The sequence below is a fragment of the Streptomyces massasporeus genome, from assembly GCF_014648995.1.
Taxonomy (GTDB): Bacteria; Actinomycetota; Actinomycetes; order Streptomycetales; family Streptomycetaceae; genus Streptomyces; species Streptomyces massasporeus.
In genome coordinates this window covers 174,127-198,354 of sequence record NZ_BMSE01000008.1, presented here as the reverse complement: position 1 = coordinate 198,354, position 24,228 = coordinate 174,127, and the positions used below count along the sequence as shown (strand labels likewise).

General features: G+C 71.2%; 23 protein-coding genes and 2 pseudogenes. 9 read left to right on the top strand and 16 right to left on the bottom strand.

Annotated elements, in window-relative coordinates; genetic code table 11:
* Window positions 1-79 precede the first annotated feature (79 nt).
* The gene (locus tag IE153_RS19855) at window positions 80-2,134 is read left to right on the top strand and encodes a HelD family protein (protein ID WP_189591081.1); all 2,055 of its coding nucleotides are present in this window, start codon (window positions 80-82) and stop codon (window positions 2,132-2,134) included.
* A gap of 82 nt (window positions 2,135-2,216) precedes the next feature.
* On the opposite strand, the gene IE153_RS19850 is transcribed toward IE153_RS19855, so the two are convergent.
* The 4 genes from IE153_RS19850 to IE153_RS19835 form a co-directional block, all read right to left on the bottom strand.
* On the bottom strand, window positions 2,217-2,957 hold the full coding sequence (locus tag IE153_RS19850; RefSeq protein WP_189591080.1) for an SDR family NAD(P)-dependent oxidoreductase: 741 nt from the start codon (window positions 2,955-2,957) through the stop codon (window positions 2,217-2,219).
* An 84-nt stretch (window positions 2,958-3,041) separates the two neighbouring features.
* Window positions 3,042-4,559, bottom strand: coding sequence for an AfsR/SARP family transcriptional regulator (locus IE153_RS19845; RefSeq protein ID WP_189591078.1), 1,518 nt, complete (start codon window positions 4,557-4,559; stop codon window positions 3,042-3,044).
* 82 nt (window positions 4,560-4,641) lie between these two features.
* Entirely contained in the window at window positions 4,642-5,334 is a 693-nt protein-coding gene (locus IE153_RS19840) for a copper homeostasis protein CutC (protein WP_189591077.1), read from the bottom strand.
* Between the two features lie 123 nt (window positions 5,335-5,457).
* Entirely contained in the window at window positions 5,458-6,138 is a 681-nt protein-coding gene (locus IE153_RS19835; protein WP_189591075.1) for a maleylpyruvate isomerase family mycothiol-dependent enzyme, read from the bottom strand.
* A 46-nt stretch (window positions 6,139-6,184) separates the two neighbouring features.
* Here IE153_RS19835 and IE153_RS19830 point away from each other — a divergent pair, with 46 nt between their 5' ends.
* Complete coding sequence (locus IE153_RS19830) at window positions 6,185-6,847, top strand: HD domain-containing protein (protein ID WP_189591074.1); 663 nt, start codon at window positions 6,185-6,187, stop codon at window positions 6,845-6,847.
* A 10-nt stretch (window positions 6,848-6,857) separates the two neighbouring features.
* Window positions 6,858-7,937, top strand: coding sequence for a GNAT family N-acetyltransferase (locus IE153_RS19825; RefSeq protein ID WP_438817926.1), 1,080 nt, complete (start codon window positions 6,858-6,860; stop codon window positions 7,935-7,937).
* Here IE153_RS19825 and IE153_RS19820 read toward each other — a convergent pair.
* Entirely contained in the window at window positions 7,907-8,194 is a 288-nt protein-coding gene (locus tag IE153_RS19820) for a DUF4031 domain-containing protein (protein WP_097217349.1), read from the bottom strand. The genes IE153_RS19825 and IE153_RS19820 overlap by 31 nt on opposite strands.
* A 7-nt stretch (window positions 8,195-8,201) precedes the next feature.
* Complete coding sequence (locus IE153_RS19815; RefSeq protein WP_189591072.1) at window positions 8,202-8,585, bottom strand: DUF8819 family protein; 384 nt, start codon at window positions 8,583-8,585, stop codon at window positions 8,202-8,204.
* A 55-nt stretch (window positions 8,586-8,640) separates the two neighbouring features.
* Here IE153_RS19815 and IE153_RS19810 point away from each other — a divergent pair, with 55 nt between their 5' ends.
* Window positions 8,641-9,576: a MurR/RpiR family transcriptional regulator gene (locus tag IE153_RS19810; protein ID WP_097217351.1), complete on the top strand. Its 936-nt coding sequence runs from the start codon at window positions 8,641-8,643 to the stop codon at window positions 9,574-9,576.
* A gap of 46 nt (window positions 9,577-9,622) precedes the next feature.
* On the top strand, window positions 9,623-10,555 hold the full coding sequence (murQ, locus tag IE153_RS19805) for an N-acetylmuramic acid 6-phosphate etherase (RefSeq protein ID WP_189591070.1): 933 nt from the start codon (window positions 9,623-9,625) through the stop codon (window positions 10,553-10,555).
* Between the two features lies 1 nt (window position 10,556).
* On the opposite strand, the gene IE153_RS19800 is transcribed toward murQ, so the two are convergent.
* From IE153_RS19800 to IE153_RS19785, 4 genes and pseudogenes are all read right to left on the bottom strand, one after another.
* Window positions 10,557-11,198, bottom strand: a complete 642-nt coding sequence (locus IE153_RS19800; RefSeq protein ID WP_189591068.1) for a hypothetical protein — start codon at window positions 11,196-11,198, stop codon at window positions 10,557-10,559.
* Between the two features lie 72 nt (window positions 11,199-11,270).
* Window positions 11,271-11,780, bottom strand: coding sequence for a DUF6624 domain-containing protein (locus IE153_RS19795; protein WP_189591066.1), 510 nt, complete (start codon window positions 11,778-11,780; stop codon window positions 11,271-11,273).
* Between the two features lie 123 nt (window positions 11,781-11,903).
* Window positions 11,904-13,934 (bottom strand): hypothetical protein, encoded by a 2,031-nt coding sequence (locus IE153_RS19790; RefSeq protein ID WP_189591064.1) that lies wholly within the window; start codon window positions 13,932-13,934, stop codon window positions 11,904-11,906.
* A gap of 189 nt (window positions 13,935-14,123) precedes the next feature.
* Window positions 14,124-14,315 (bottom strand): annotated as a pseudogene (locus IE153_RS19785) (hypothetical protein); the annotation flags it as partial.
* Between the two features lie 113 nt (window positions 14,316-14,428).
* Here IE153_RS19785 and IE153_RS19780 point away from each other — a divergent pair.
* From IE153_RS19780 to IE153_RS19770, 4 genes and pseudogenes are all read left to right on the top strand, one after another.
* Window positions 14,429-15,268: a helix-turn-helix domain-containing protein gene (locus IE153_RS19780; RefSeq protein ID WP_189591264.1), complete on the top strand. Its 840-nt coding sequence runs from the start codon at window positions 14,429-14,431 to the stop codon at window positions 15,266-15,268.
* Window positions 15,252-15,443, top strand: coding sequence for a DUF397 domain-containing protein (locus IE153_RS19775; protein ID WP_189591060.1), 192 nt, complete (start codon window positions 15,252-15,254; stop codon window positions 15,441-15,443). The genes IE153_RS19780 and IE153_RS19775 overlap by 17 nt, the downstream gene beginning before the upstream one ends.
* Window positions 15,444-15,693: 250 nt before the next feature.
* Window positions 15,694-16,293 (top strand): annotated as a pseudogene (locus IE153_RS41680) (hypothetical protein).
* A 13-nt stretch (window positions 16,294-16,306) separates the two neighbouring features.
* A complete protein-coding gene (locus tag IE153_RS19770; protein WP_189591058.1) occupies window positions 16,307-16,876 on the top strand; it encodes a hypothetical protein in 570 nt (189 codons plus the stop codon).
* Window positions 16,877-16,886: 10 nt separating this feature from the next.
* On the opposite strand, the gene IE153_RS19765 is transcribed toward IE153_RS19770, so the two are convergent.
* From IE153_RS19765 to thrC, 6 genes are all read right to left on the bottom strand, one after another.
* Complete coding sequence (locus IE153_RS19765; protein WP_189591056.1) at window positions 16,887-18,434, bottom strand: carboxylesterase/lipase family protein; 1,548 nt, start codon at window positions 18,432-18,434, stop codon at window positions 16,887-16,889.
* Between the two features lie 89 nt (window positions 18,435-18,523).
* Complete coding sequence (locus tag IE153_RS19760; protein WP_189591054.1) at window positions 18,524-19,648, bottom strand: NADH:flavin oxidoreductase; 1,125 nt, start codon at window positions 19,646-19,648, stop codon at window positions 18,524-18,526.
* A gap of 247 nt (window positions 19,649-19,895) precedes the next feature.
* Window positions 19,896-21,518: a chaperonin GroEL gene (groL, locus tag IE153_RS19755; protein ID WP_189591052.1), complete on the bottom strand. Its 1,623-nt coding sequence runs from the start codon at window positions 21,516-21,518 to the stop codon at window positions 19,896-19,898.
* Window positions 21,519-21,910: 392 nt separating this feature from the next.
* Window positions 21,911-22,114 carry a cold-shock protein gene (locus tag IE153_RS19750; protein ID WP_003949956.1) on the bottom strand — a complete coding sequence of 68 codons (204 nt, stop codon included), beginning with the start codon at window positions 22,112-22,114 and terminating at the stop codon, window positions 21,911-21,913.
* A 445-nt stretch (window positions 22,115-22,559) separates the two neighbouring features.
* A complete protein-coding gene (locus IE153_RS19745) occupies window positions 22,560-22,835 on the bottom strand; it encodes a MoaD/ThiS family protein (protein ID WP_031135858.1) in 276 nt (91 codons plus the stop codon).
* 88 nt (window positions 22,836-22,923) lie between these two features.
* Window positions 22,924-24,210 (bottom strand): threonine synthase, encoded by a 1,287-nt coding sequence (gene thrC / locus IE153_RS19740; RefSeq protein ID WP_189591049.1) that lies wholly within the window; start codon window positions 24,208-24,210, stop codon window positions 22,924-22,926.
* Between the last annotated feature and the right edge of the window lie 18 nt (window positions 24,211-24,228).

Genomic DNA, 24,228 nt, shown 5'->3' with positions numbered 1-24,228 from the left:
AGCGGAGTGCCGCCGACCGGACGGAAACCGGACGGCATCTACCGCCCACTCTTCAGCAGGTCCCTCCGGAGGCACCCCCTTGTCCACGCCCGTCGACGACCCGCTCTCGCGTGAGCGCTCCCACCTCTCCGCGTCCCGTTCCGCCCTGCGTGCCATGCGCGAGGACGTCGAAGCCCTCGACATCACCGACGTCACCGCGAACTGGGTCAACGCCGAGGTGCTGGCCCGGCAGATCGAGGAGCGCATCAAGGCGCTCGCGGACCTCAGCGACACCCCGCTGTTCTTCGGCCGGCTCGACTACCTGCACGCGCCGGGCGCCGAGCAGGCCGAGGGGGCGGACGGGGAGCGCTTCTACATCGGACGCCGGCACGTGCACGACCACGACGGCGACCCCATGGTCATCGACTGGCGCGCGCCGGTCTCGCAGCCGTTCTACCGGGCCTCCAAGAAGGACCCGATGGACGTCGCGCTGCGCCGCCGCTTCGGCTACACCCGCGGCGACATCACGGCCTACGAGGACGAGCACCTGTCGGACCCGGCCGAGGCCTCCCGGACCAGCAAGCTGCTCCAGCAGGAGATCGAACGGCCGCGCGTCGGCCCGATGCGGGACATCGTCGCGACGATCCAGCCCGAGCAGGACGAGATCGTCCGCTCCGGCCTGTCCGGCACGGTGTGCGTGCAAGGGGGCCCCGGCACCGGGAAGACCGCCGTCGGCCTGCACCGGGTCGCCTACCTCCTCTACGCCCACCGCGAGCGGCTCGCGCGTACCGGCACGCTGGTCATCGGGCCGAACCGGTCCTTCCTGCACTACATCGAACAAGTGCTGCCCGCACTGGGCGAGTTGGCCGTGCAGCAGGCGACCGTCGACGACCTCGTCGCCCACGTCGAGATCAAGGGCACGGACGATGCGACGGCCGCCGTCGTCAAGGGCGACGCCCGGCTGGCGCGGGTGCTGCGCCGGGCCCTCTACGCGCACGTCACGATGCCGACCGAGCCGGTCGTGGTCGTGCGCGGCTCCCGCCGCTGGCGGATCCCGGCGTACGAACTGGAGGAGCTCGTCCGCGAGTTGCTCGACCGGGACATCCGCTACGGCGCCGCCCGCGAGGCCCTGCCGCAGCGCATCGCGCACGCCGTGCTGGTGCAGATGGAGCGGTCGGGTGAAGCGCCGGACGACCGGGTGCAGGACGCGGTGGCCCGCAACAGCGCGGTCAAGGCGGCGGTGAAGGCGGTCTGGCCGGCGGTCGACCCGGCGAAGCTGGTGCTGCGGCTGCTGTCGGACGCGGAGTTCCTCGCCGTCCACGCCGAGGGGATCCTCGACGAGGACGAGCAGAAGGCGATCCTCTGGGCGAAGCCGGCGCGCAGCGTGAAGTCGGCCAAGTGGTCGGCGGCGGACGCCGTGCTGATCGACGAGGCGACGGATCTGATCCAGCGCACGCACTCCCTCGGGCACGTCGTCCTCGACGAGGCGCAGGACCTCTCCCCCATGCAGTACCGGGCGGTCGGCCGCCGCTGCACCACCGGCAGCGCGACGGTCCTCGGCGACCTGGCGCAGGGCACGACGCCGTGGGCGACCCGGGGCTGGCAGGAGGCGCTGACGCATCTGGGCAAGCCGGAGGCGCTGGTGGAGGAGCTGACGGCCGGTTTCCGTGTCCCGACGGACGTCATCACCTACGCTTCCCGGCTGCTCCCGCACATCGCCCCGGGCCTCACCCCGGTGGCGTCGATCCGCGAGAACCCGGGCCACTTCGAGGTCCGGCCGGTCTCCGGCCCGAAGGACGTGGTCGAGGCGTGCGGCGAGCTGCTGCGCCACGAGGGCTCGACGGGCCTGATCGCGGCGGACGCCCGCGTCCCGGAGCTGGCCGAGGCCCTCGAGCAGGCCGGGATCCCGTACCTCGGCCCCGGCGAGGAAACCACCCAGGACACCCGCCTGACCCTGGTCCCGGCGTCCCTCGCGAAGGGCCTGGAGTACGACTACGTGGTCCTGGACGAACCCCGGGCGGTGGTCGACGGCGAACCGGACGAACGGACGGGCCTGCGACGTCTGTATGTGGCGCTGACGCGAGCTGTGTCGGGCCTGATCGTCACGCACGCCGCCGGGCTGCCGCCGCAGTTGGCGTCGACCACCCTTCACTGAAGCATCGGGCCTGTACAGCGGGCATCACTGGCGGTGATGCCCGCGGGCGTGGCCCCTCAGCGCCGAGCAGGCGCTCCTGCGCTCAGGTCGCGACCAGGCCGCCGTCGGCGGTGAGCACCGCGCCGGTGATGTAACCGGCCCTGTCGGAGGCCAGGAACACCACGGCTTCGGCGATCTCCTCGGGCTCGCCGGCGCGGCCGAGCGGTGTGCTCCGGCTGAACGCCTCGAACATATCGCCCACCGTGTCGACGGCCATGTCGGTCCGGATCGGGCCGGGCGCCACGGAGTTGACACGAACGCCCGCCGCGCCGAACTCGACGGCCCACGACCGGGTCAGCGCGTCCATCGCGGCCTTGGAGGCGTTGTAGACGGAGCCGACCGGGGTGCCGATCTGCGCGGCGACCGACGACACGTTGACGATCGCGCCCTTCTTCCTGGTCACCATGGCCGGCGCGAGCGCGGCCGTCAGGAAGTAGGACGCACGAACGTTGATGTCGAACACCTGCTCGTAGCTGTCGAGCGACTGCTCAGGGGTCGACGAGAACGGGAAGACGCCCGCGTTGTTCACCAGGATGTCCACCTCGCCGACCTCCTCGGCGAGCTTGCGGACGTCGTCGATGTTCGCGACGTCCGCGACGACGAAGTGGCCCGTCCCGCCCGCCTGCTCGATCAGCTCGACGGTCTCCTTGCCGAGCTCGGCCCTGCGCCCCGTCACGTAGACGGTGGCACCCGCCTCCGCGAGCTTGACCGCGATCGCGCGGCCGATCCCCGACGTGGCGCCGGTGACGAGTGCCTTCTTGTCCTGCAGTTCGTTGGTTGACATGTCTGCAAACGTGGCGGCGCCAGATCGTCGGAGCATAACTTCCGGATATACGGCCTGGTCAGATCGCGCGGACATCGAAATGAATCAGGTGGTCAGGGCCAGTGTGCGCAGCCTGAAGTAGAGGCGCACGAAGTGCGGCAGCCGGTAGCGGCCGATTACGAGCGGCTCGATCAGATGCACGCCAGTGAGCGACTCCAGCACCATCTCGATCTCGCCGGGGTCGGCCCCGGACATGTCCGCCGCATGGCGGCTGTCGATCACCTCGGCGTCCTGGCGCGCGAAGCACGTGAGCATGTGCCGTTCCGGATCGCTCAGTTGCTCCTCGGCCGCGATCAACGGGCCGAACATCGCAGCGCAGTCGGAGGGGATCACGCCGTCGAGCTTGCTCTCCCGCTCCATTTGCAGCAGGACCATCCCGATCGTCCAGTGCGGACGCGAGCTGAGCTTGCCGCCCATCACCCTGATCGGGCCGGGCAGGCGCGAGAGGCGTTCCAGCAGCACCTCGGCCTGCCCGGGTTCCGCGTCCGCGCGCACCGGGCCGAGGACCTTGCGGAAGAAGTCCCGTGCCTCCCGCTCGGCCAGCCCGGCGGTCTTCAGCCAGGTCACCCCCGGCAGCTCGTTCAACCGGCGGACACTCGTGAGAATCATCGCCGAGCCGGGCGTGGCGAGATCGCGTACGGCCGCCGCGTCCTGCACGTCGTCGACCACGACGAGGAAACGCTTGCCCCGCGCCTTCTCCCGCCACAGTGCGGCTTTGTCGCCGACGGGGTTCTCCACGCCGACCGCGCGCAACAGCTCGCCGGCGACGTCCCCGCCCCTGACGAAGATCTGACCGTCCGGGAAGCGGCCCTTGACGAGGTGGCCGATCCGGGTGGCCAGCGCGGTCTTGCCGCTGCCCCGCATACCGGTGATGCCCACCGTGCCCGGCACCGTCCGGAGAGCCAGCGCGATCTCCTCGGCACGGCCGGTGAAGTCGACCAGATCCGGGAGCAGTTGCTCCGGTCTGCGCGGCGGGGTGAGGTCGCCCTTGAGGATCCGCGCGTGGACCTCGCGCAGCTCCGGCCCTGGTTCGAGGCCGAGTTCCTCGTCGAGGAGTGCGCGCGCCCGGTGGAAGTGGTCGAGTGCTTCGCCCTGCCTGCCCTCCAGGTAGAGCGCGCGCATCAGGAGAGCGCGCGGTCGTTCCCTGAGCGGGAAGGCGGCGACGTGCTTCTGCAGCTCCAGCACGTCGAGTTCACGTTCGAGGCAGTCCTCCCGCGCCTTGAGCCGGTAGTCGCCGAGCCGCACCCGTTGCGCGTCGAAGTAGGCACTCCGGAGGCCTTCCAGGGGCTCTCCGCCGCAATCGTCGACGATCTCCGCGCGGACCGTGTACCCCCCGTCCCTGGACTTCAGGTTCAGCTCCGGAAGGGTCTTGCGGATCTTGTACACGTACGTCCGCAACGCCATCACCGCGCTCGGCGTCGGGTCGTCCCAGACCATGCCGATCAACTGGTCGTTGCTCAGCCGGATGCCGTTGTTCAGCAGCAACGCCGCCAGCACTGCCCGCTGCTGGCGCGGCCCCAGATCGATCTCCTCTTCGTCGTGCCAGGCTCGTACCGGACCCATCAGTGAGAAGCGCAGGCTCATGCAACGGCCCAACGCACGGGCACGTCCCCTGCTTCCCCGTAGGGGCGGGGGCCGGGGACGTTCAGACGGCGTCCAGGGCGGCCCGCCACCGTGCGACGGCATCCGCCGACACCGGTGCCTCCCAGCCCTCCGGCCGAGCCGCCCCGCCGATGTGGAAGCCGTCGACCCCGGCCGTCAGCAGCGTCGGCACGTGGTCGAGCCGGAGCCCGCCCCCCACCAGGAGATGCTGCTCGTACCCCGGCTGTCCCTGCCGGGCCGCCTCCGCGAGCAGCACGCCGAGCCCGTCGTCGACCCCACCCGAGGCCCCAGCCGTCAGGTACGTGTCCAACCCCGGCATCCCGTCCAGCTGCTTGCGCAGGGCGTCCCGGTCCGCGGCCCGGTCGATGGCCCGGTGGAAGGTCCAGGGGCAACCGTCCAGGACGGCCACCACCCGCTCCACGGCCGCCAGATCGACCACACCCCCGGCGTCGAGGAACCCCAGCACGAACTCCTGCGCCCCGGCCTCCCGCAGCTCACCGGCCACCCGCACCAGCCGGTCGACGTCCCCGGCCGCGAACCCGTCCGCCAGACGGATCATCACCCGCAGGGAGATGTCGACCGCACGCCGGATCCCGGCGACGGTGGCGGCCGACGGAGTGAGCCCGTCGGCCGCCATGTCGCTGACCAGCTCGAGGCGGTCCGCGCCTCCCGCCTGGGCGGCGACCGCGTCCTCGACGCCGAGGGCGATCACCTCCAGGACTGCACGCTTGCTCATGGGGCCCCTTCGTCGGCACGGCGTCGGCGTACGGACGCCTGACGGTTGCGACAGGTCTAGTCCAATCAAGACTACGCTGCCCACTCCCGCCGGATCCCAAGCCCCCGGGCCCCTTCGCCCGCGTCAGCCGAAGATGTTCAGCTCCTTCGCCTCCACCCCGGCCAGCTCGAACGCCGGCACCCCGTCGACCGGCCGTCCCGTGTACAGCCGTACGAGCGTCGGCCCGTCCCCGATGAAGCGGCCCGGGGGCCGTTCCCCGCCGCTCTCCCCCAGCCGCAGCGGTTCGTCCAGGTCGTCGAGGTCGGCGTGCAGCGCCACATGCCCCCGCTCGCGGGTGATCCGCGCGAGCAGCGCGAGCGCGTCCGGCAGCCCGGCCCCGCCGTACGCCCCCGGCTCCCCGAGGGCCTCACGCACGTCACCGGCGTGCACCCACTCCCCGAGGGCGAGACCGTCCAGCTTCCCGCCGGCCCCGGCGATCACGGGCCCGGCCGCGCCCATCCCCCGCTCCAGCTCGTCGACGACCTGCGCGTCGCTCCAGCCGGCCCGCTCGGCGATGTCCCGGTCGTTGCACTCGGGCGAGAACACGCCCTCCTCGAACCGGCCCTCCACCGCCCGTGTGAGCGCGGCCGAGCAGTGCGCCAGCACGTCCCGCACCGTCCAGCCCGGACACGCGGCGACGGGCCGCGCGAAATCCTCCCCGGCCCGGCCCCGCAGCAGCGGGATCAGCGCCTCACGCTCGATCGTCAGCAGCCGCCCGGGCTGCTCGGGGTCCCGTACGTCAGGAACATCAGCAGGAGTCGTCATGCCCCCACGCTAGGCGCCCGACCCCGCCCAGCGGGAGAATGCCCCCATGTTCGACCTCGACTCCCTGCGCACCCGCTTCGCCCGCACCCTGGAAGCGGCCCGGGGCCCGGCCGGCGGCCCGGACCCCGCGCCGTACGCCGACGCCCTGCTCACCCGCTGGCAGGAGCCGCAGCGCCGCTACCACACGGTCGAGCACCTCACGGCGGTCCTGGACCGCGTCGACGAACTGGAGCGGTACGCGCGCGACCCGGACGTGGTCCGGCTGGCCGCCTGGTTCCACGACGCGGTCTACCTGCCCGACCGCTCCGAGAACGAGGAGCGCTCGGCCCGCCTCGCCGAACGCGCCCTCGCGGAAGCCGGCGTGCCGGACGCGAAGACCGCCGAGGTGGCCCGCCTGGTCCGCCTCACCGTCACCCACGACGCGGCCGACGACGACCCCGACGGCCAGGTCCTGTGCGACGCCGACCTCGCGATCCTCGCCTCCCCCCCGTCGGCGTACGCCGCCTACACCACGGCCGTCCGCGAGGAGTACCACTTCGTCCCCAGCGACGCCTTCCGCGAGGGCCGCGCGACGATCCTGCGCCAACTGCTCGACCTCCCACGCCTGTTCCGAACGCCCCACGGCACCGCCGAGTGGGAGGCCACGGCCCGCTACAACCTCACCGCCGAGCTGGAAATGCTGTCGCCCCCGCCCCACGACCCCTCGTAGCCTGCCCCCCATGTGGACAACGGGTGCGGAACAGGTGGAGCAGGCCGTCGCCGAGTGCGTGGGGCTGTTGGGGGCGGTCGCCGACCGGGGCTGGGAAGGGGTGCGGGCCGGGCGGCTGGAGTGGGACTGCCGGCGGACGGCGGTGCACATCGCCGAGGATCTCATCGCGTACGCGGGGCAGCTGGCGGGGCGGGAGCAGGACGGGTACTCGCCGTTCGAGCTGTCGATGGAGGAGGACACGGGCAACGCGGACGTACTGCGGGTGATCGGCACGACGGGGGCCCTGCTCGCGGCCGCGATCCGTACCGCCCCGCGGCACGTACGGGCCTTCCATCCGTATCCGTTCCGCAGCGCGAACCGCGAGGGGTTCGCCGCGATGGGCGTGGTCGAGGTGCTGCTGCACACGCACGACATCGCCGAGGGGCTGGGCGTGCCGTACGAACCGGCGCCCGAGCTGTGCGACTTCGTGCTCACCCGGATCTTCCCGCACGTCCAGCCGGGACCGACCCCGTGGCCGACCCTGCTGTGGGCCACCGGCCGCGGGGAGCCGGCCGGCCGCGCCCCGCTCACCGAGTGGCGCTGGAACAACAACCTGGTGATCGACGCCGAGCGGATCACGCTCCAGGGCATCACCCCGGCCGCGGCCATCGATCTGTCCACGGTCGGCGACGGCGGTTTCGAGTGGATCGAGGGCGGCCCGATCGAGGGCACCCGGGTCGGCGCCGGGCTGGTGTACAAGCAGTACGAGGACGGGGTCCACCGGCCGGAGTGGGGCATGTACGTGCTGGTCCGGCGCGGGGACGAGCGCGCGATCGGCGCCATGGGCTTCCACAGCGTCCCGGACGAGGCGGGCCGGGTCGAGGTCGGCTACGACCTGGTCGACGGCGCCCGCGGCCACGGCTACGCCACCGAGGCGCTGCGCGCGCTGTCGTCCTGGGCGCTGGGCCGGCCGGAGGTCCGGACCGTGGTCGCGAACGTCGAGCGGGACAACCTGCCCTCGCAGAACGTGCTCGCGCGGGCCGGTTTCACCCAGGTCGCCGAGGACCCCGAGCAGCTGGCCTACGAGCTGCGCGAACCCGGCGAGGGATAGCGTCCCTTGGGCCGCCGCAGCCCCGCCGCGTGCAGCAGCCGCACCACCTCGCGGCTGCTGACCTCGACGGCCCCGGCCCGCACCGCGTCGGCGTACCGGCGGTCGGGGATGTCGTAGTGGTCGCGTTCGAAGGCCCGGCGGGGGACGCCGAGGCCGGCGGCGAAGGTGTGCAGTTCCTCGTAGGAGACGTCGCTGACGAGGTGGGACCACAGGCGGCCGTGGCCGGGCCAGGTCGGCGGGTCGATGTAGATCGTCACGCGGGCCTCACGAGGACGCCGGTCCGCCGATGGCCTCGCCCAGCGATCCCACGGCGGCGACCTTCACGCCCGCCTCGCTGCACACCCAGTGCGGGTCGGGCCCCAACTCCGGCTCCACATCGAGGGCGTGCGGCTCGCCCGCGCCGCACACCGGGCACAGCGGCCAGCGGCCGTACCGCTCCAGCAGGGAGTCCTGGACGTCCTGCGCGACCAGGCCGGCCACGTACCGGGCACCCTCGGGCCACTGCTCGACCCACCACCGCCGCTGCTTGACGGACTCCTCGACCAGAGAGACGACATCCGCTTCGGCGACGCGTCCCGCGACGAGGTCGGCCAGCACGAGGGCGCGCGCGGCGTGCAGCGCCTGCTCCAGGGGGCTGATGGGATCCATGCACCCATTGTGCGCACTCTTGACCCCGCTGCCGCCCCGAAAATATCTTTCAATCGTGACCCGAGACGTGAAGGAAATTTTCGCCCGCGAGCGTGGCGGTCCCTCGGGCGCGAGCGGCGCCCCGCCCGCCCCGGCCGCCCTCGCGGCCAAGGTCCGCACCCTGGGCCCGTCGATGACGCGTTCCATGCAGCGCGTCGCCGAGGCCGTCGCGGGCGACCCGGCCGGCTGCGCGGCCCTCACGGTCACCGGCCTCGCCGAACTCACCGGCACCAGCGAGGCGACCGTCGTACGCACCGCCCGCCTGCTGGGCTATCCGGGTTACCGGGACCTGCGCCTGGCCCTCGCCGGCCTCGCCGCGCAGCAGCAGTCGGGCCGCGCCCCCGCGATCACCACGGACATCGCGGTGGACGACCCGATCGCCGACGTGGTCGCCAAGCTCGCCTACGACGAGCAGCAGACCCTCGCCGACACCGCCGCCGGCCTCGACACCGTCCAACTGGGCGCGGCCGTCACCGCCCTGACCGCGGCCCGCCGCACCGATGTGTACGGCGTCGGGGCGTCCGGCCTGGTCGCCCAGGACCTCACGCAGAAGCTGCTGCGCATAGGCATGCTCGCGCACGCCCACAGCGACCCGCACCTCGCCGTCACCAACGCCGTGCAGCTGCGCGCGGGCGACGTCGCGATCGCCATCACGCACTCCGGGTCGACCGGGGACGTCATCGAGCCCCTGCGGGTCGCCTTCGAGCGCGGGGCGACGACGGTGGCGATCACCGGCCGTCCGAACGGCCCGGTCACGCAGTACGCCGATCACATCCTCACCACGTCCACCGCACGCGAGAGCGAGCTGCGTCCGGCGGCCATGTCGTCCCGGACCGGTCAGCTCCTCGTGGTGGACTGCCTGTTCGTGGGGGTGGCGCAGCGGACGTACGAGAAGGCGGCGCCCGCGCTGTCGGCGTCGTACGAGGCGCTGGCCCACCGGCACCGTTCCTGAGGCAGCCGCCCCGCCCAGCACCGGAAAGACACGGAAAGAGCCGTTCATGACCTCCACCTCCCACCCCCGTGACCTCAGGACCGAGCTGGAGTCCCTGACCACCGAGGCCTTCCGGCCGGAGCTCGCGGACATCGACCGGCTGCCCACCCTCGACATCGCCCGGCTGATGAACGGCGAGGACGCCACCGTGGCCGGGGCGGTCGCGGCCCGGCTGCCGCAGATCGCCGCCGCGATCGACGCCGTCGCCGAGCGGATGACCCGGGGCGGGCGTCTGGTCTACGCGGGCGCGGGCACGGCGGGCCGGCTGGGCATCCTGGACGCCTCGGAGTGCCCGCCCACGTTCAACACCGACCCCTCCCGGGTCGTCGGCCTGATCGCGGGCGGCCCGGACGCCGTGGTCACCTCGGTCGAGGGCGCGGAGGACTCCCGGGACCTGGCGAGGGCCGACCTGGGCGCCCTCGCCCTGACCCCCGACGACACGGTGGTCGGCATCTCCGCCTCCGGCCGCACCCCGTACGCCATCGGCGCGGTCGAGCACGCCCGGGCCCGCGGCTGCCTCACCATCGGCCTCGCCTGCAACCCCGGCAGCCCGCTCGCGGCCGCCGCCGACCACGGCATCGAGATCGTCGTGGGGCCCGAACTGCTCACCGGTTCCACCCGCCTGAAGTCCGGCACGGCGCAGAAGCTCGTCCTCAACATGCTGTCGACGATCACGATGATCCGGCTGGGCAAGACCTACGGGAACCTGATGGTCGACGTCCGCGCCTCGAACGACAAGCTCCGCGCCCGCTCCCACCGCATCGTCGCGCTCGCCACCGGCGCCGCCGACGAGGACATCGAGCGGGCCCTGACCGCCACGGACGGCGAGGTCAAGAACGCCATCCTGACGATCCTGGCCGACGTGGACGGCCCGACGGCGGCCAGACTCCTGACGGAGTCCGACGGTCACCTGCGGGCGGCCCTGGCTGCGGTCGGCTGACTCACCGGTCCCTACGGCGCTGACCGCCGTAGAAGGTGCCACCGGCGAGGAGCAGGGTCAGTCCGGCGGTGACGGCGAGCGTGATCTCCGTGGTGTTCCGCTGATCGGGACTGTCGGGCAGCCTCGGGTCGAGCAACCCGAGAGGATCCTCGCGGATCTCGACGCGGTCTCCGGGCTCGGCCTGGCCGAAGCAGTTCTCCTGCTGGGACACCTCGTACGTGCTGCGGTCCCCGCCGAGCTCCCGGACCGTGCAGAACATGTCCGGCCCGCGCCGCTGGTCCCGGTCGGCCACCCGCGTCACCACGGCGTCGACGGGCTCTCCCACCGTCGTCATGTACGCCTCGTACACGGCGGGCCCGGCGAACAGCATCAACGCGAACCCGCCGAAGGAGACGAGCGTCGCCGCCCCCGCCCGGTGCCAGACTCCGCCGATGACCCACGCGGCGACCGCGATGACCGCCATGACGACGACGACCCCGAGCCAGGTCACCCACTGCCCGATCGCGGAACCGAGCAGCAGCAGGGCGGGCACGAGCACGGCCCACGACACGGAACCGACTGCCTTGCGGCCACCGGACAGACCCGCCCGCGGGGCCGCCTCACCGGCACCATCGGCCGCCACAGCCGCCTCGGACGCACCCATGTCCGCGATCCCCCTGCCAGCCGCCCGTTCGATTGCGCCCGCCACGATATACAACGGGCGCGAGGCCTCAACTCACTGGAACCGAGCGACGTACTCGGCGAACGGCTCGATGCCCACCCCTGCGCGCAGCTCGTCCACACGGTCGGGCTCGGCACAGGGCCAGGGGATCGGGCTGCCGTCGTCCCCCACTCCGGCGACCTGGGTGCCGTAGACCTGCTCCCGCCCCTCGTTGACGAGCGTGCGGTCCCGTAGGAACGCCAGCTCACGAGCGCCGGCCGCGTCCGCCTCCACGGCCTGTTCCAGCAGCCGCAGGGCCCGTCGCTGCACGTCCAGCTGCCGGTCGGCGTGCTGGGCGACGAGCCAGGCGGCCCGGGCGGCGTCCTCTCCGACGAGGTCGGCGGTGGGCCAGCCGACCTCGTCCATGATCTCGCCGAGCCGGTCTGCGTGCCGGGCGGTGAGCCGCCGCCAGGCGAGCTGCTCGGCCGGGTCGTCACTGTGGGCGGCTCCGGAGACGGCCATCTCATGGTCGGCGGCGGCCATGGCCGTCAGTTCGCCGCCGAGCGCCGCAAGATCGCGGGTCACAGTCAACTCCTCTGCTGCTCAAGCTGGTTGACAGAACCCTAAAGTCGCATGAGACCCGAAAAGATCATTCCGGAGTACGGTGACACGAGGCCGTCGCAGCCGGAATACTGGATCTACACCCACTCAGGCGGTGAGTTCGGCGATCACCCGCTGCCCCTCGCCGAGGCGCTCGGCCTGTTCTTCCGTCGCCTTGTCCGCCAGGGCGTTGACCGCCGCGTTGAACCGCTCCATCGAGGTGGGGCGGTCCGGGCCGAGGACGTACTCCTTGAGGACCCGGCGCTCGGGTGCCATCGGGTCGTGCCCCGGGGCGCGCACCGAGTCGAGGATCTCCGGCAGCCGGGTGCAGGCCCGGTCGAGGAGGTAGGCGCCCCCGGCGGTGGTGTACGCCGCCCGGAACTCCTCGTCGGGCAGGTCGCCGGCGTTGGTCAGGACATACGGCTTGAGGCTCGCCACGAAGTCCGCGACCACGGAGGAGACGTCGCTGACGAGGATGTCGGCCTGGTCGAAGCACGCGTACAGCGTCGGCAGTTGCTTGACGATCACCTGGTGCCCGAGCGGGCCCCGGCTCTCCCAGAACAGCCGGTGCCACTCGGCGCGCAGCTCGTGCCACTCGGCCTCTCCGTCCAGGCCGGACGGGCGGGCCTCGCGGGTCTGCTGGGCGTCGTCGCCGGCGAGCCGCCCGGACAGTTCACCGAGCCGCTCCTGGATCTCCGCGAGTCGCGGACGGACGGCGGCGATCGCCGCCTCGGTCTCCTGGGCGCCGCGCCGCTCGTTGTCGGCGCGCAGCAGCTCCCGGATGGCCCGGTCCGCCTCGGCCGCCGCGGGGGAGCGCTTGCCGGTGAGGGGATGCGGTTTGTAGAGGACCCGTACGTTCTCCGCGAGCAACTTCTCGATCAGCGGCACGCCCATCGGGATCAGGGACGTGTGGCAGTCGTCGTCGCTCCAGCCTTCCCAGGTCGGCGCGTACAGCACGGTCGGCAGCGGGCCCGGCACATGGTCGGCGTGCAGCCGGATCGGTGACAGCTGCGGGCGGCCCACCTCGACGATCGCCGAGTCGCTGATCGCGTGCCGCACCCGCTGGTAGCGGTCGCGCCCGGCCCGCCCGGCCACCCAGATCTCGTCGTACACCTTGCTCACCCGGTTGCTGCTGGCGAGCTTGTCGCTGTCGCCGTGCCCGATGAAGACGTGCTTGGCCTCGGCGACGCGCAGCATGTGCACGTTCTTGCCCGCGTTGCCCGGGTAGAGCACGACCCGCAGCTCGGGCAGCTCCAGCTGTGCCACGTCGTCGGCCTTCGGCACGCACAGGACCGGGATCGACGTACGGCTCAGGAAGCGGAACGAGGCCCGCTCCCGGAGGATGATCAACGGCCGCCGGTCGAGCTGCTCCAGCGTCTCGATCCACATGTTGACCTGGTACATGAAGTCCCGGGACACGGCCGCGAAACTGAAGTACAGCGCCACCTCCGGCCGGTATCCGGCCAGTTGCCGGTTGACCTCGGCGATCGCCTCGTCCCCCGACGGCATCCGGCGGGCCCGGCGAAGCTGTCCGAGCAGCGCCACCACGGCCGCGACCGCGAGCCCGGCGGTGAGCGCGAAACCGATGCCCGCGGGCTGCCACGCCCCGGCCACCAGCGCGGCGAGCAGGCCCGCGTGGGCGGGCAGGTCCAGGTGCAGCAGCTTGCGCAGGAAACGCCGGTAGAGGAGAGCGGGGGGCGACTTCGGGATGCCCGCCCCGCTCATGTCGAGGTTGCGCACCACCACCGGCAGCGTGCGCCGCCGCCGGATGGCGTGGTGCACCGCCGTGAACAGGATCACCAGGGTGAAGTGGGCGGCGAACACGGCCAGCGCGGCCACCAGCACCGCGCCCGGCGCGTCCATCCGCTCGGCCAGCGCGAGCAGCATCACCGTCCGCACGGCGAACCGCATCGTGCGGGTCAGCTGCAACGCGGCCAGCCGCCGCACGAAGGCCTGGGAGCGGGTGTGCAGCACCTCGTCCGCGGCGTACGTCACGGCCGAGGCCGCGGCGAAGCCCCACAGCGAGGGGAGCAGCGCGAACACGGGCAGGGCGGCGAAGCCGGCGGCGAACAGGAACACGAGAAGAAGGTCGGTCTTCCCGCGCACACGCAGGACACCGCACAGCCAACGGAACGTCATAAGACAGGATTCCTCTGGGGAAAGGATGTGATTTCCGGAGTGGCGTGCGGTGGGGCGAACGCCGGCGTATGCGCGATACGCCTGTTCGACGGTGGTGAAGGGCGAATGGTTGTACATCCACCGTTGGCCATTACTTCACCGTGACTTCAACTCCCGGTTGACCTGCCGCACGCGCGCCCGCAGCGTCTCGCCCACGGGCAGCGAGCGCAGTACGTCGGTGAGGTGCTCGGCCGTCCGCACGTTGCACCGCCCCAGATCGACCAGCGCGAACGGCTCGTCGCTCGCGCCGGTCACGGGATCGACGCCCAGCGACGGCAGCACGACCCCGACCCCGGCGAGGGCGTCCCGCAGCGATTGCACGATCTCTTCGGTCGAACGCACCGTTCCTACCTCCACGCTGAGTTTGCGGTTCACCACACAGCGTGGCCGACACGTCCCTAACCTGGCCAGATACGGCGGTCCAACAACCCGATCCGTACGACAGGGAGTTGCCCATGCCCGGTTCCAGGGACCTCGACCCGTCCTCCTCCCCTCGGGCCCTCCTGGGCGCCGAACTCCGCCACGCCCGCGAGAAGGCCGGCCTCAGCCAGGAGGACCTGGGCCAACGGCTGTTCGTGAGCGGCTCGTTCATCGGGCAGTTGGAGGCGGGGACGCGGAGGTTGCAGCGGGAGTATGCGCGGTTGCTGGACGAGGAGTTGGGGACGGGGGATTTCTTCCAGCGGAACTGCGGGGCGGCGGCGAAGTCGAAGTACCGCGAGCACTTCGCGGAAGCAGCAGAGGTGGAGACGCAAGCCGCGGCCATCAGGGAGTACACATCGATGCTGATTCCCGGACTGCTCCAGACACCCGCCTACGCACGAGCCGTCAGCCGCGCTTACCAGCCCTCAGCGGCAGAAGAGGCCATCGAGGCGCTGGTGACAGGCCGGATGGAGCGGGCGCGGATCCTCCGCGATCCAACACAGCCTCTGTTGTGGACGGTGATTGACGAGGCCGCACTGCGCCGCGCGACGGGCGGGCCGGCGGTGATGGCGGGGGCACTACGCCACCTCATCGGCTTGATCCGCCGGAACCGCGTCATCGTTCAGGTGCTGCCGTTCGACGCAGGGGCTCACCCGGGGATGCAGGGGTGCGTCAGGGTGATGGACTTCGACGACGCCCCTCCGCTCGCCTACCTGGAAGGGGTCGACACCGGACAACTGGAGGACGACCCCGCCACCGTCGCACGCTACCGGCTCTACTTCGAGCTCCTCACGGCCTCGGCGCTCTCGCCTGAGAAGTCTCTGGCCCTCCTCGAGGCGATGGCGCAGGATTACGACCATGAGGAACACGCCTGAGTGGTACAAGTCCAGTTACAGCGGCGGCACCGGCGACAACTGCCTGGAAGTCACCCAGGCATTCCCGGATGTCGTCCCCGTCCGCGACTCCAAGACCCCCCACGGCCCGAAGCTCGTGTTCCGGGCCGCCGCCTGGTCCGCTTTCGTCGAGAACCTCAAGGACGAGACGGCCTGAGCTTCGGGACCCGGGCTTCGAGCTCTCTTTTCAAGGATTGGGTGGAGGGCCTCAACCCACCCTCCCACCCGGCGAGTTGACGCGACGCATCCGTTTTACCACGGACAGTCACCTACCTCTAACGTTCCTGGACAAGCAACAGCCCCCGCCCGGTGCACCAACACCTGCGGGGGCTTAACCATCGAGATCGAAAGACGTCGATCCCATGGCTGACGCCAACTTTAGTGCTGCCTCCCCGTCCGCGCACCCCATGGCCAACCCGGGCTACGGAAAACGTACGACCCCCGGCCAACTCCCCGGCACGAACCACGCCTTCGCCCACCTCCCACCCCGCGAAGCCGCCATCGCCGCCTACCTGGACCGGCTCCCCGACAGCGCGGACATCTCCGTAAAGACGCTGGCCAATCAGCTCCCCTACGGACAGTGCGCCCTGGGCACGGCCCTCAACCGCATCCGCGCCCGTCCTGTCCCTCTCCCAGACCGACTGCGCGACCCTCGCCCCACTCGTGACGGACTGGTTCGCACGGGCGCCTCGGAGGACGACGTACTGCGTGCACTCACAGCCGGCCTGCCGACGCCCGTCCACCACGCCGCAGCCCTGGTCCGAAACCGCCTGACCAGCAAACTTCCACCCCCACCCGCTCCACGCCCGCCCCTACGGGTCCTGGAGTGCGCGAACTGCGGCGCCCCGGGCCGCCCGGAAACCCTGCCGGGGGGCCGTTGCAGCGCCTGCCGGGGCGAACGCGCCCCCGCGCAATCCGCCGCACCCCTTTCCGCCCCCACGGTCCACGCCCACGCGGCCGGGATCTGCGCGGCGATGTCCCGGCGACGCCACGACTACGCCGACTGAGGACAATGGACTCATGAACCACGCCCAGCTGACCGCCCTCGGCCGCGCCCTCCGGCTCCTCGGGGAGCACGGGGAGGCCCTGTCCGCCGACACCCCGGACGCCAAGCTGCACGAGGTCAAGGCCGACCTGAAGCGTGCGCTGGACCTGCTGGAGGACAGCGTCACCACGGCCGCGCCCAGTACCCGCTGCCCCGAGCACCCGAACGGCCCGGTCGACGAAGCCGCCCCCGATCTGTGCCTGCTGTGCGAGACGCGGCGCCGGGCCGCCCGCCGGAACGAGTTCAACGGACCCGCCCCGCAGCAGCCGCAGGCCGAACCCGCACCGTCCCGCTACGGCGTGCGCGGCGACCGTCCCCAGCCCCAGCAGCGCTGGCTGGCGGAGCTGTGGAACGGCCAGGCCTGGCAGCTGTGCGGCACCCCGCGCCGGGACCGGCGCGAGGCCGAACTCTTCATCAACGCCCAGCGCAAGGCTCCCCGGGCCGCCATGGCGTACCGGCTGGTCCACGAGTTCACCGACTACGAGGTGCTGCGGGTGTGGGGGACGCCGGTGCGGGTGGACATCGAGCCCATGGGCAACCTGTAGCGGCCCGGACTCACAGCAGCGGCAGGGGCAGGAACTCGTAGCCCTCCCACAGCCGCCGCGACCGCTCCTCCGGGTACGCCCGCACCTCCGGCTCCGCGTCCAGCACCTGCACCAGCCGCTCGGCGTCGTCGTACGCCGGCCAGCCCGGGTCGCCCGTCCTCGCGAAGGACGTCCAGGACGCGCGGAAGCGGGACGACAGCGCGAGGGCCTCGGCGGACGGCTCCGCGCCCGCGAACAGCAGAAGCCCCAGGTCCGCCCCGTACGTGCCGAACAGCAGCGGGATGTCCAGGCCGTGGCAGGCACCGAGCGCGCCGTTGCCGGGGGCCGGCCAGGTCAGTTCGTAGACGTGCGCGCTGCCGCCGCCCGCGCGCTGCGCCTCGGCCAGGTGCAGGGAGGGCATGTTGAACAGCCAGTCCGTCTGGACGCGTTCGTAGAGCTCGCTCGGGGAGGCGTCGGGGAAGGCGTCGCGGTACGCCTGTTCACCGCCGGGGGCGAAGAGGCTCAGGGCCGAGGCCGCCCGCTCGTCGGAGATCTGGCCGAGTTGGCCGGACATGGCGATGAAGAGGCGGTACTCGTCGCGGTTGTGGCCGACGAGGAGGTCGATGTCCTTGGCCGAACCCGACCTCAGCGCCTGCCAGGGGCTCGTCGGCAGCACCTCGCCGTCGACCACCGGGGAGAAGGGCGTGACCGTGGGCGCCGCCTGGCCCCAGCGGTCGATGCGCTGGAGCATCTTGGCGCTCAGCGTCTCGCCCGCCGACGTCAGCCGGTGCGGGGCGATCGTCGAGAGGTCGGCGACGGTGGGGCGCAGGCCCAGCTCGGCGGCGAGGGCGGTGCCGATGTCCCGGGCGAGCGCGTCGGAGAAGAACGTCCCCGGCACGCTCTGGGCGATCGCCCGCCGGAACAGCCCGGCCGCGCGGGGCATGGAGAGCAGTGAGGCGACCGAGCCGGCGCCCGCGGACTCCCCGGAGAGCGTGACCTGGTCGGGATCGCCGCCGAACGCCTCGACGTTGTCCCGCACCCACTCCAGGGCGGCCACCTGGTCGAGCAGTGCGCGGTTGGCGGGAGCGCCTTCGATGAACGCGAAACCCTCCATGCCCAGCCGGTAGTTGAGGGACACGACCACCACGTCGCCGTCGGCGGCGATGCGCCGGGCGTCGTAGCCGGGGCTGCCGGAGTGGCCGAGCTTGTAGGCGCCGCCGTAGATCCACACCATGACCGGCCGGCGGGCCGCCGGGTCGGGCTCGGGCGTCCAGACGTTGACCGTGAGCCACTCGTCGCCCTCGGGAAGATCGAGCAGGCCCGGGCCGCCCAGGTTGCCGAGGTCCTGCGGGGGCGGCGGGCCGAAGGCGTAGGCGTCGCGTATGCCGTCCCAGGGCTGGGCGGGGCGTGGGGCCTGGAAGCGGGCCTCGCCCACCGGGGGCGCCGCGAACGGGATACCGCGGAAGACCGCGAGCCCCGCCTCCCTCCGGCCCCGGACCGCACCGGCGGTGGTGCGCACCACCGGTCCGGGCTGCCCTGCGGAACCGTCGTGCGGCGGGCGGGACTCGGTCGTCGTCATCTGGATCTCCTCACCCGGTGCCGGTGAACAGGCGCTCAGTCAGTGTCCTTGACTGACGCAAGCAGATCCAGGGCCTCAGGTGACGGAGGTCAGCTGAGGGACTTCAGCGACGCCGGGTTGTAGGGCGCCAGCTCCTCCACGCGGCCGTCGAGCACCTTCCGGGCCCACTCGGGGTCCTGGAGCAGCGCGCGGCCGACGGCGACCATGTCGAACTCGTCGCGCTCGAAACGGTCCAGGAGGTTGTCGAGGTCGCCGATCTCGGCGCCCTGGCCCTGGAAGGCCTTGATGAAGTCGCCGTTCAGGCCGACCGAGCCGACGGTGATGGTGGGCTTGCCGGTCAGCTTCTTGGTCCAGCCGGCCAGGTTGAGGTCCGAGTCGTCGAACTCGGGCACCCAGTAACGGCGGGTGGAGGCGTGGAAGGCATCGACACCGGCCGCCGCGAGCGGGGCCAGGATGGCCTCCAGCTCCTCGGGCGTCTCGGCGAGGCGGGCGTCGTAGGCCTCCTGCTTCCACTGGGAGTAGCGGAAGATGACGGGGAAGTCGGCGGAGACGGTCTCGCGGACGGCCGCGACGATCTCCTCCGAGAGCTTGGCGCGGGCGACCCGGTCGCCGCCGTAGGCGTCGGTGCGGCGGTTGGTGCCCTCCCAGAGGAACTGGTCGAGCAGGTAGCCGTGGGCGCCGTGGATCTCCACGCCGTCGAAACCGATGCGCTCGGCCGCGGCGGCGGCCTCGGCGAACGAGCCGATGACGGCGTCGATGTCAGCCTGGGTCATGGCCTTGCCGGTGGGCTCCGTCGCGCCGATGCGCAGGCCGGAGGGACCGACGGCGGGGGCGTCGGCGACGGGGGGCTCGCCCTGGTTGCGGACCATGCCGATGTGCCACAGCTGGGGCACGATCGTGCCGCCCGCGGCGTGCACCGCCTCGGCGACCTTCGCCCAGCCCGCGAGCTGCTCCTCGCCGTGGAAGCGCGGCACGCGGTCGCTCTGCCCGGCCGAGTCGTGGCCGACGTAGGTGCCCTCGGTGACGATCAGGCCGACTCCGGCGGCGGCGCGGCGGGCGTAGTACGAGACGACGTCGTCGCCGGGCACGCCGCCCGGGGAGAACATGCGGGTCATCGGCGCCATCGCGATCCGGTTCGGAACGGTCAGGCCGCCCAGCGAGACGGGCCGGGACAGGATTTCGGCGGCGCGGGATGCGGAGGCGGCGACAGTCACGTGGGGGGCTCCCTTGGGGGTACCGGATGGTATGTGCATACGCATAGGACACATGGTTCAACCACCCGGCCCGGCCGCGGCATCCCGTCCTCGCTGTGATCCCGGACACGCGAGGGGCCCGGACAGGCGAGAGGGCGCACCCCGGACCCTCCCGACGGCGCGCCCCCGGACACGCCCGAGGGCGGCACCCCCTGTCGGAACAGGAAGTGCCGCCCTCGGTAAGACCGTTGATCAACCCTGAGGTCGATCAGAAGTCCATGTCACCGCCCGGCATGCCGCCACCGGCGGGCGCGGCGGCCTTCTCCGGCTTGTCGGCGATGACGGCCTCGGTGGTGAGGAACAGCGCGGCGATGGAGGCGGCGTTCTGCAGGGCAGAGCGGGTCACCTTCGCCGGGTCGATGATGCCCTCGGCGATCATGTCGACGTACTCACCGGTCGCGGCGTTCAGGCCGTGACCGACGGGCAGGTTGCGCACCTTCTCGACGATGACGCCACCCTCGAGACCACCGTTGACGGCGATCTGCTTGAGCGGGGCCTCCAGGGCCAGCTTCACGGCGTTGGCGCCGGTCTGCTCGTCACCCTGCAGGTCCAGCTTCTCGAAGACCGAGGAGGCCTGCAGCAGGGCCACGCCACCACCGGCGACGATGCCCTCCTCGACGGCCGCCTTGGCGTTGCGCACGGCGTCCTCGATGCGGTGCTTGCGCTCCTTGAGCTCCACCTCGGTGGCGGCACCGGCCTTGATGACCGCGACACCGCCGGCGAGCTTCGCCAGGCGCTCCTGCAGCTTCTCGCGGTCGTAGTCCGAGTCGCTGTTCTCGATCTCGGCGCGGATCTGGTTGACCCGGCCGGCGACCTGGTCGGCGGAGCCGGCGCCGTCGACGATGGTGGTCTCGTCCTTGGTGATGACGACCTTGCGGGCCTTGCCCAGCAGGTCGATCGTGGCGTTCTCCAGCTTGAGGCCGACCTCCTCGGAGATCACCTCGCCGCCGGTGAGGATGCCGATGTCCTGCAGCATCGCCTTGCGGCGGTCGCCGAAGCCCGGGGCCTTGACGGCGACGGACTTGAAGGTGCCGCGGATCTTGTTGACGACCAGGGTCGACAGGGCCTCGCCCTCGACGTCCTCGGCGATGATCAGCAGCGGCTTGCCGGACTGCATGACCTTCTCGAGGAGCGGCAGCAGGTCCTTGACGTTGCTGATCTTCGAGTTCGCGATCAGGATGTACGGGTCGTCGAGGACGGCCTCCATACGCTCCATGTCGGTGGCGAAGTACGCCGAGATGTAGCCCTTGTCGAAGCGCATACCCTCGGTGAGCTCCAGCTCCAGACCGAAGGTCTGGGACTCCTCGACGGTGATGACGCCTTCCTTGCCGACCTTGTCCATGGCCTCGGCGATGAGCTCGCCGATCTGGGTGTCGGCGGCGGAGATGGAGGCCGTGGAAGCGATCTGCTCCTTGGTCTCGACATCCTTCGCCTGCTCCAGCAGGGCGGCGGAGACGGCCTCGACGGCGCGCTCGATACCGCGCTTGAGGGCCATCGGGTTGGCGCCGGCGGCTACGTTGCGCAGACCCTCCTTGACCAGGGCCTGGGCGAGAACGGTCGCGGTGGTCGTACCGTCACCGGCGACGTCGTCCGTCTTCTTGGCGACTTCCTTGACCAGCTCGGCGCCGATCTTCTCGTACGGGTCCTCGAGCTCGATCTCCTTGGCGATGGAGACACCATCGTTGGTGATCGTGGGCGCGCCCCACTTCTTCTCGAGGACGACGTTGCGGCCCTTGGGGCCGAGCGTCACCTTGACGGCGTCCGCGAGCTGGTTCATGCCGCGCTCGAGGCCGCGCCGCGCCTCCTCGTCGAACGCGATGATCTTGGCCATGTGAAGTGGTCCCTCCAGGACTGGGGGTGATTACTTCGGACCGCGCCCGCGCCCGCGACGGACGGCTCGCCAGCCTTGTGGTTCCTTCCCACCCGGCCTGCGGGCCTCACCGACCCGGTCCTTACGTTGTCACTCTCACCTTCAGAGTGCTAACGCAATGATTAGCACTCGACCCCCGAGAGTGCAAGGCGCGCTCGCGTAGCGAGTGCTCGTTGAGGGGTGGTGGTCGGGTGACGGGCGGGCGCAAGCGCCTCCCGGGGATCGGGCGGGGGCGTCAGCCGCCCGCGAACACCGTCCCGCAGGCTGTTCGAACAGGCCGAAGGGCCCGCACCCCGGGGGGTACGGGCCCTTCTGAGAAGACCGGTCGCGTGAGCGTTGGTCGTGGTGCGCGTTCAGGCAGCGACGCGAACCATGTCGGCCTGCGGTCCCTTCTGGCCCTGCGAGATCTCGAACTCGACCCGCTGGCCCTCTTCAAGGGTGCGGTAGCCGTCCATCTGAATCGCGCTGTAGTGGACGAAAACATCCGCACCACCGTCGACCGCGATGAAGCCGTACCCCTTCTCCGCGTTGAACCACTTGACGGTGCCCTGAGCCATGCCTAACTCCCCTATTACTGGCCCTTGCACAGATCCACACTTCGTGAACCCGGGTCAGACCTCACCCCCCACGGTTGGGGGCGTGCGCCGGAACGCGTCGACCGCGGCTGAATGTATCTGTCCAACTGCCGTCTGCAACAGGTCAATCGGACGAGAATTCTGGACGCGCCGGGTCCGGAATGTGGGGAGAATTCGCCCGAATTCAGGGCAAGTCGGGCCACACAAAGGGAACAAAAGCCGCAAAAGATGCGCACACTTTGGCTACATCTTGTCGGGCTCGCAGCGGGAATTCAGGGTTCCGATCAGGGGATCAGGACCGCGTTCCCCAACTGTACCGCGCTCAATCACGCAGAATTGCCCCCTCCGCTTCTCTCACGGAGGGGGCAATTCGATGAACTCTCAGTGACGGCCGTTACCGAAGGTAATAACGGGCCACTCGACCGGTTCAGCCGCCGGCGACGGCGGGAATGATCGACACACCGGCACCGTCCGGCGTGGCCGTCTCCAGACCCTGCTCGAACCGCACGTCGTCGTCGTTGACGTACACGTTGACGAACCGGCGCAGCTTGCCCTGGTCGTCCAGCACCCGGGCGGCGATCCCGGTGTGGTTCTTCTCCAGGTCAGCGATGACCTCGCCGAGGGTCCCACCATCGGCGGACACCTCAGCCTGACCACCGGTGTAGGTACGCAGGATGGTGGGGATGCGAACGGTGACGCTCATGACCTTCAAACCTCCGGTTGGGTATCGCCCTCAGGGGCGCGGGGAACTGCGCGACCAGCCCCCGCGGGCCCGCAGCGAACAACGACGCTCAGACGAGCCCGGCCTCACGGAACGACTCCAGGCTCGGACGAATGGTCGCCGTGAGCCCGGTCCCCGCCACCGCATCCAGCGTCTTCAGCCCATCACCCGTGTTCAGCACGACGATCGACTTCGACGGGTCGAGCAGCCCGTTCTCAAGCAGCTTCTTCGTCACGCCGACCGTCACACCACCGGCGGTCTCCGCGAACACACCCTCGGTCCGCGCGAGCAACTTGATCGCGTCCACGACCTGCTCGTCGTTCACGTCCTCCACCGCACCACCGGTCCGCCGCGCGATGTCCAGCACGTACGGCCCGTCCGCCGGGTTGCCGATGGCGAGGGACTTGGCGATGGTGTTCGGCTTCTGCGGGCGGACGACGTCGTGCCCGGCCTTGTAGGCGACGGACACCGGCGAGCAGCCCTCGGCCTGCGCACCGAAGATCTTGTACGGCTTGTCCTCGACCAGCCCGAGCTTGATCAGCTCCTGAAGACCCTTGTCGATCTTCGTCAGCTGCGAGCCGGAGGCGATCGGCACCACCAGCTGGTCCGGCAGCTGCCAGCCGAGCTGCTCGCAGATCTCGTACGCGAGGGTCTTGGAGCCCTCCGCGTAGTACGGCCGGAGGTTGACGTTGACGAAGCCCCAGCCCTCACCCGCCGGGTCGCCGATCAGCTCGGAGCAGAAGCGGTTCACGTCGTCGTAGTTGCCCTCGATGCCGACGAGCTCGCCGCCGTAGACCGCGGCCATGACGACCTTGCCCTGCTCCAGGTCGTGCGGGATGAACACGCAGGAGCGGAAGCCGGCGCGGGCCGCGGCGGCGCCCACCGCACCGGCGAGGTTGCCGGTGGAGGAGCAGGAGAGCGTGGTGAAGCCGAAGGCGCGGGCGGCCTCCAGGGCCTGGGCGACGACGCGGTCCTTGAAGGAGTGCGTCGGGTTGCCGGAGTCGTCCTTCACGAACAGCTTGCCGGCGTCGACGCCCAGCTCGCGCGCGAGGTTGTCGGCCTTGACGAGCTTGGTCCAGCCGGGGTTGATGTTCGGCTTGTCCGCCACGTCGGCCGGGACCGGCAGCAGCGGGGCGTAGCGCCAGATGTTCGCGGGTCCCGCTTCGATGCGCTTGCGGAGCTCTTCGGTTTCGTAGGCCGAGAAGTCGTAGGCGATCTCCAGCGGGCCGAAACACTCCTGGCACGCGAAGACCGGGCCGAGGGGCACGCGGTGACCGCACTCGCGGCAGCTCAGCGCGGCGGCGGGGCCGAGGTCTACGGTGGATTCAGTGGTGCTTGCAACAGTCTGCGCAGCCATGTGAGGCGAGGCCCTTTC

What these genes read in the sequence shown, in the direction of transcription:
- groL (WP_189591052.1), bottom strand. Translation starts at nt 21,518, where the DNA reads ATGGCCAAGATCATCGCGTTCGACGAGGAGGCGCGGCGCGGCCTCGAG.
- IE153_RS19800 (WP_189591068.1), bottom strand. Translation starts at nt 11,198, where the DNA reads ATGGGTGCGTCCGAGGCGGCTGTGGCGGCCGATGGTGCCGGTGAGGCG.
- IE153_RS19775 (WP_189591060.1), top strand. Translation starts at nt 15,252, where the DNA reads ATGAGGAACACGCCTGAGTGGTACAAGTCCAGTTACAGCGGCGGCACC.
- IE153_RS19815 (WP_189591072.1), bottom strand. Translation starts at nt 8,585, where the DNA reads ATGGATCCCATCAGCCCCCTGGAGCAGGCGCTGCACGCCGCGCGCGCC.
- IE153_RS19750 (WP_003949956.1), bottom strand. Translation starts at nt 22,114, where the DNA reads ATGGCTCAGGGCACCGTCAAGTGGTTCAACGCGGAGAAGGGGTACGGC.
- IE153_RS19770 (WP_189591058.1), top strand. Translation starts at nt 16,307, where the DNA reads ATGAACCACGCCCAGCTGACCGCCCTCGGCCGCGCCCTCCGGCTCCTC.
- IE153_RS19790 (WP_189591064.1), bottom strand. Translation starts at nt 13,934, where the DNA reads ATGACGTTCCGTTGGCTGTGCGGTGTCCTGCGTGTGCGCGGGAAGACC.
- IE153_RS19830 (WP_189591074.1), top strand. Translation starts at nt 6,185, where the DNA reads ATGTTCGACCTCGACTCCCTGCGCACCCGCTTCGCCCGCACCCTGGAA.
- IE153_RS19780 (WP_189591264.1), top strand. Translation starts at nt 14,429, where the DNA reads ATGCCCGGTTCCAGGGACCTCGACCCGTCCTCCTCCCCTCGGGCCCTC.
- IE153_RS19850 (WP_189591080.1), bottom strand. Translation starts at nt 2,957, where the DNA reads ATGTCAACCAACGAACTGCAGGACAAGAAGGCACTCGTCACCGGCGCC.
- IE153_RS19825 (WP_438817926.1), top strand. Translation starts at nt 6,858, where the DNA reads ATGTGGACAACGGGTGCGGAACAGGTGGAGCAGGCCGTCGCCGAGTGC.
- IE153_RS19845 (WP_189591078.1), bottom strand. Translation starts at nt 4,559, where the DNA reads ATGGGTCCGGTACGAGCCTGGCACGACGAAGAGGAGATCGATCTGGGG.
- IE153_RS19745 (WP_031135858.1), bottom strand. Translation starts at nt 22,835, where the DNA reads ATGAGCGTCACCGTTCGCATCCCCACCATCCTGCGTACCTACACCGGT.
- thrC (WP_189591049.1), bottom strand. Translation starts at nt 24,210, where the DNA reads ATGGCTGCGCAGACTGTTGCAAGCACCACTGAATCCACCGTAGACCTC.
- murQ (WP_189591070.1), top strand. Translation starts at nt 9,623, where the DNA reads ATGACCTCCACCTCCCACCCCCGTGACCTCAGGACCGAGCTGGAGTCC.
- IE153_RS19840 (WP_189591077.1), bottom strand. Translation starts at nt 5,334, where the DNA reads ATGAGCAAGCGTGCAGTCCTGGAGGTGATCGCCCTCGGCGTCGAGGAC.
- IE153_RS19835 (WP_189591075.1), bottom strand. Translation starts at nt 6,138, where the DNA reads ATGACGACTCCTGCTGATGTTCCTGACGTACGGGACCCCGAGCAGCCC.
- IE153_RS19765 (WP_189591056.1), bottom strand. Translation starts at nt 18,434, where the DNA reads ATGACGACGACCGAGTCCCGCCCGCCGCACGACGGTTCCGCAGGGCAG.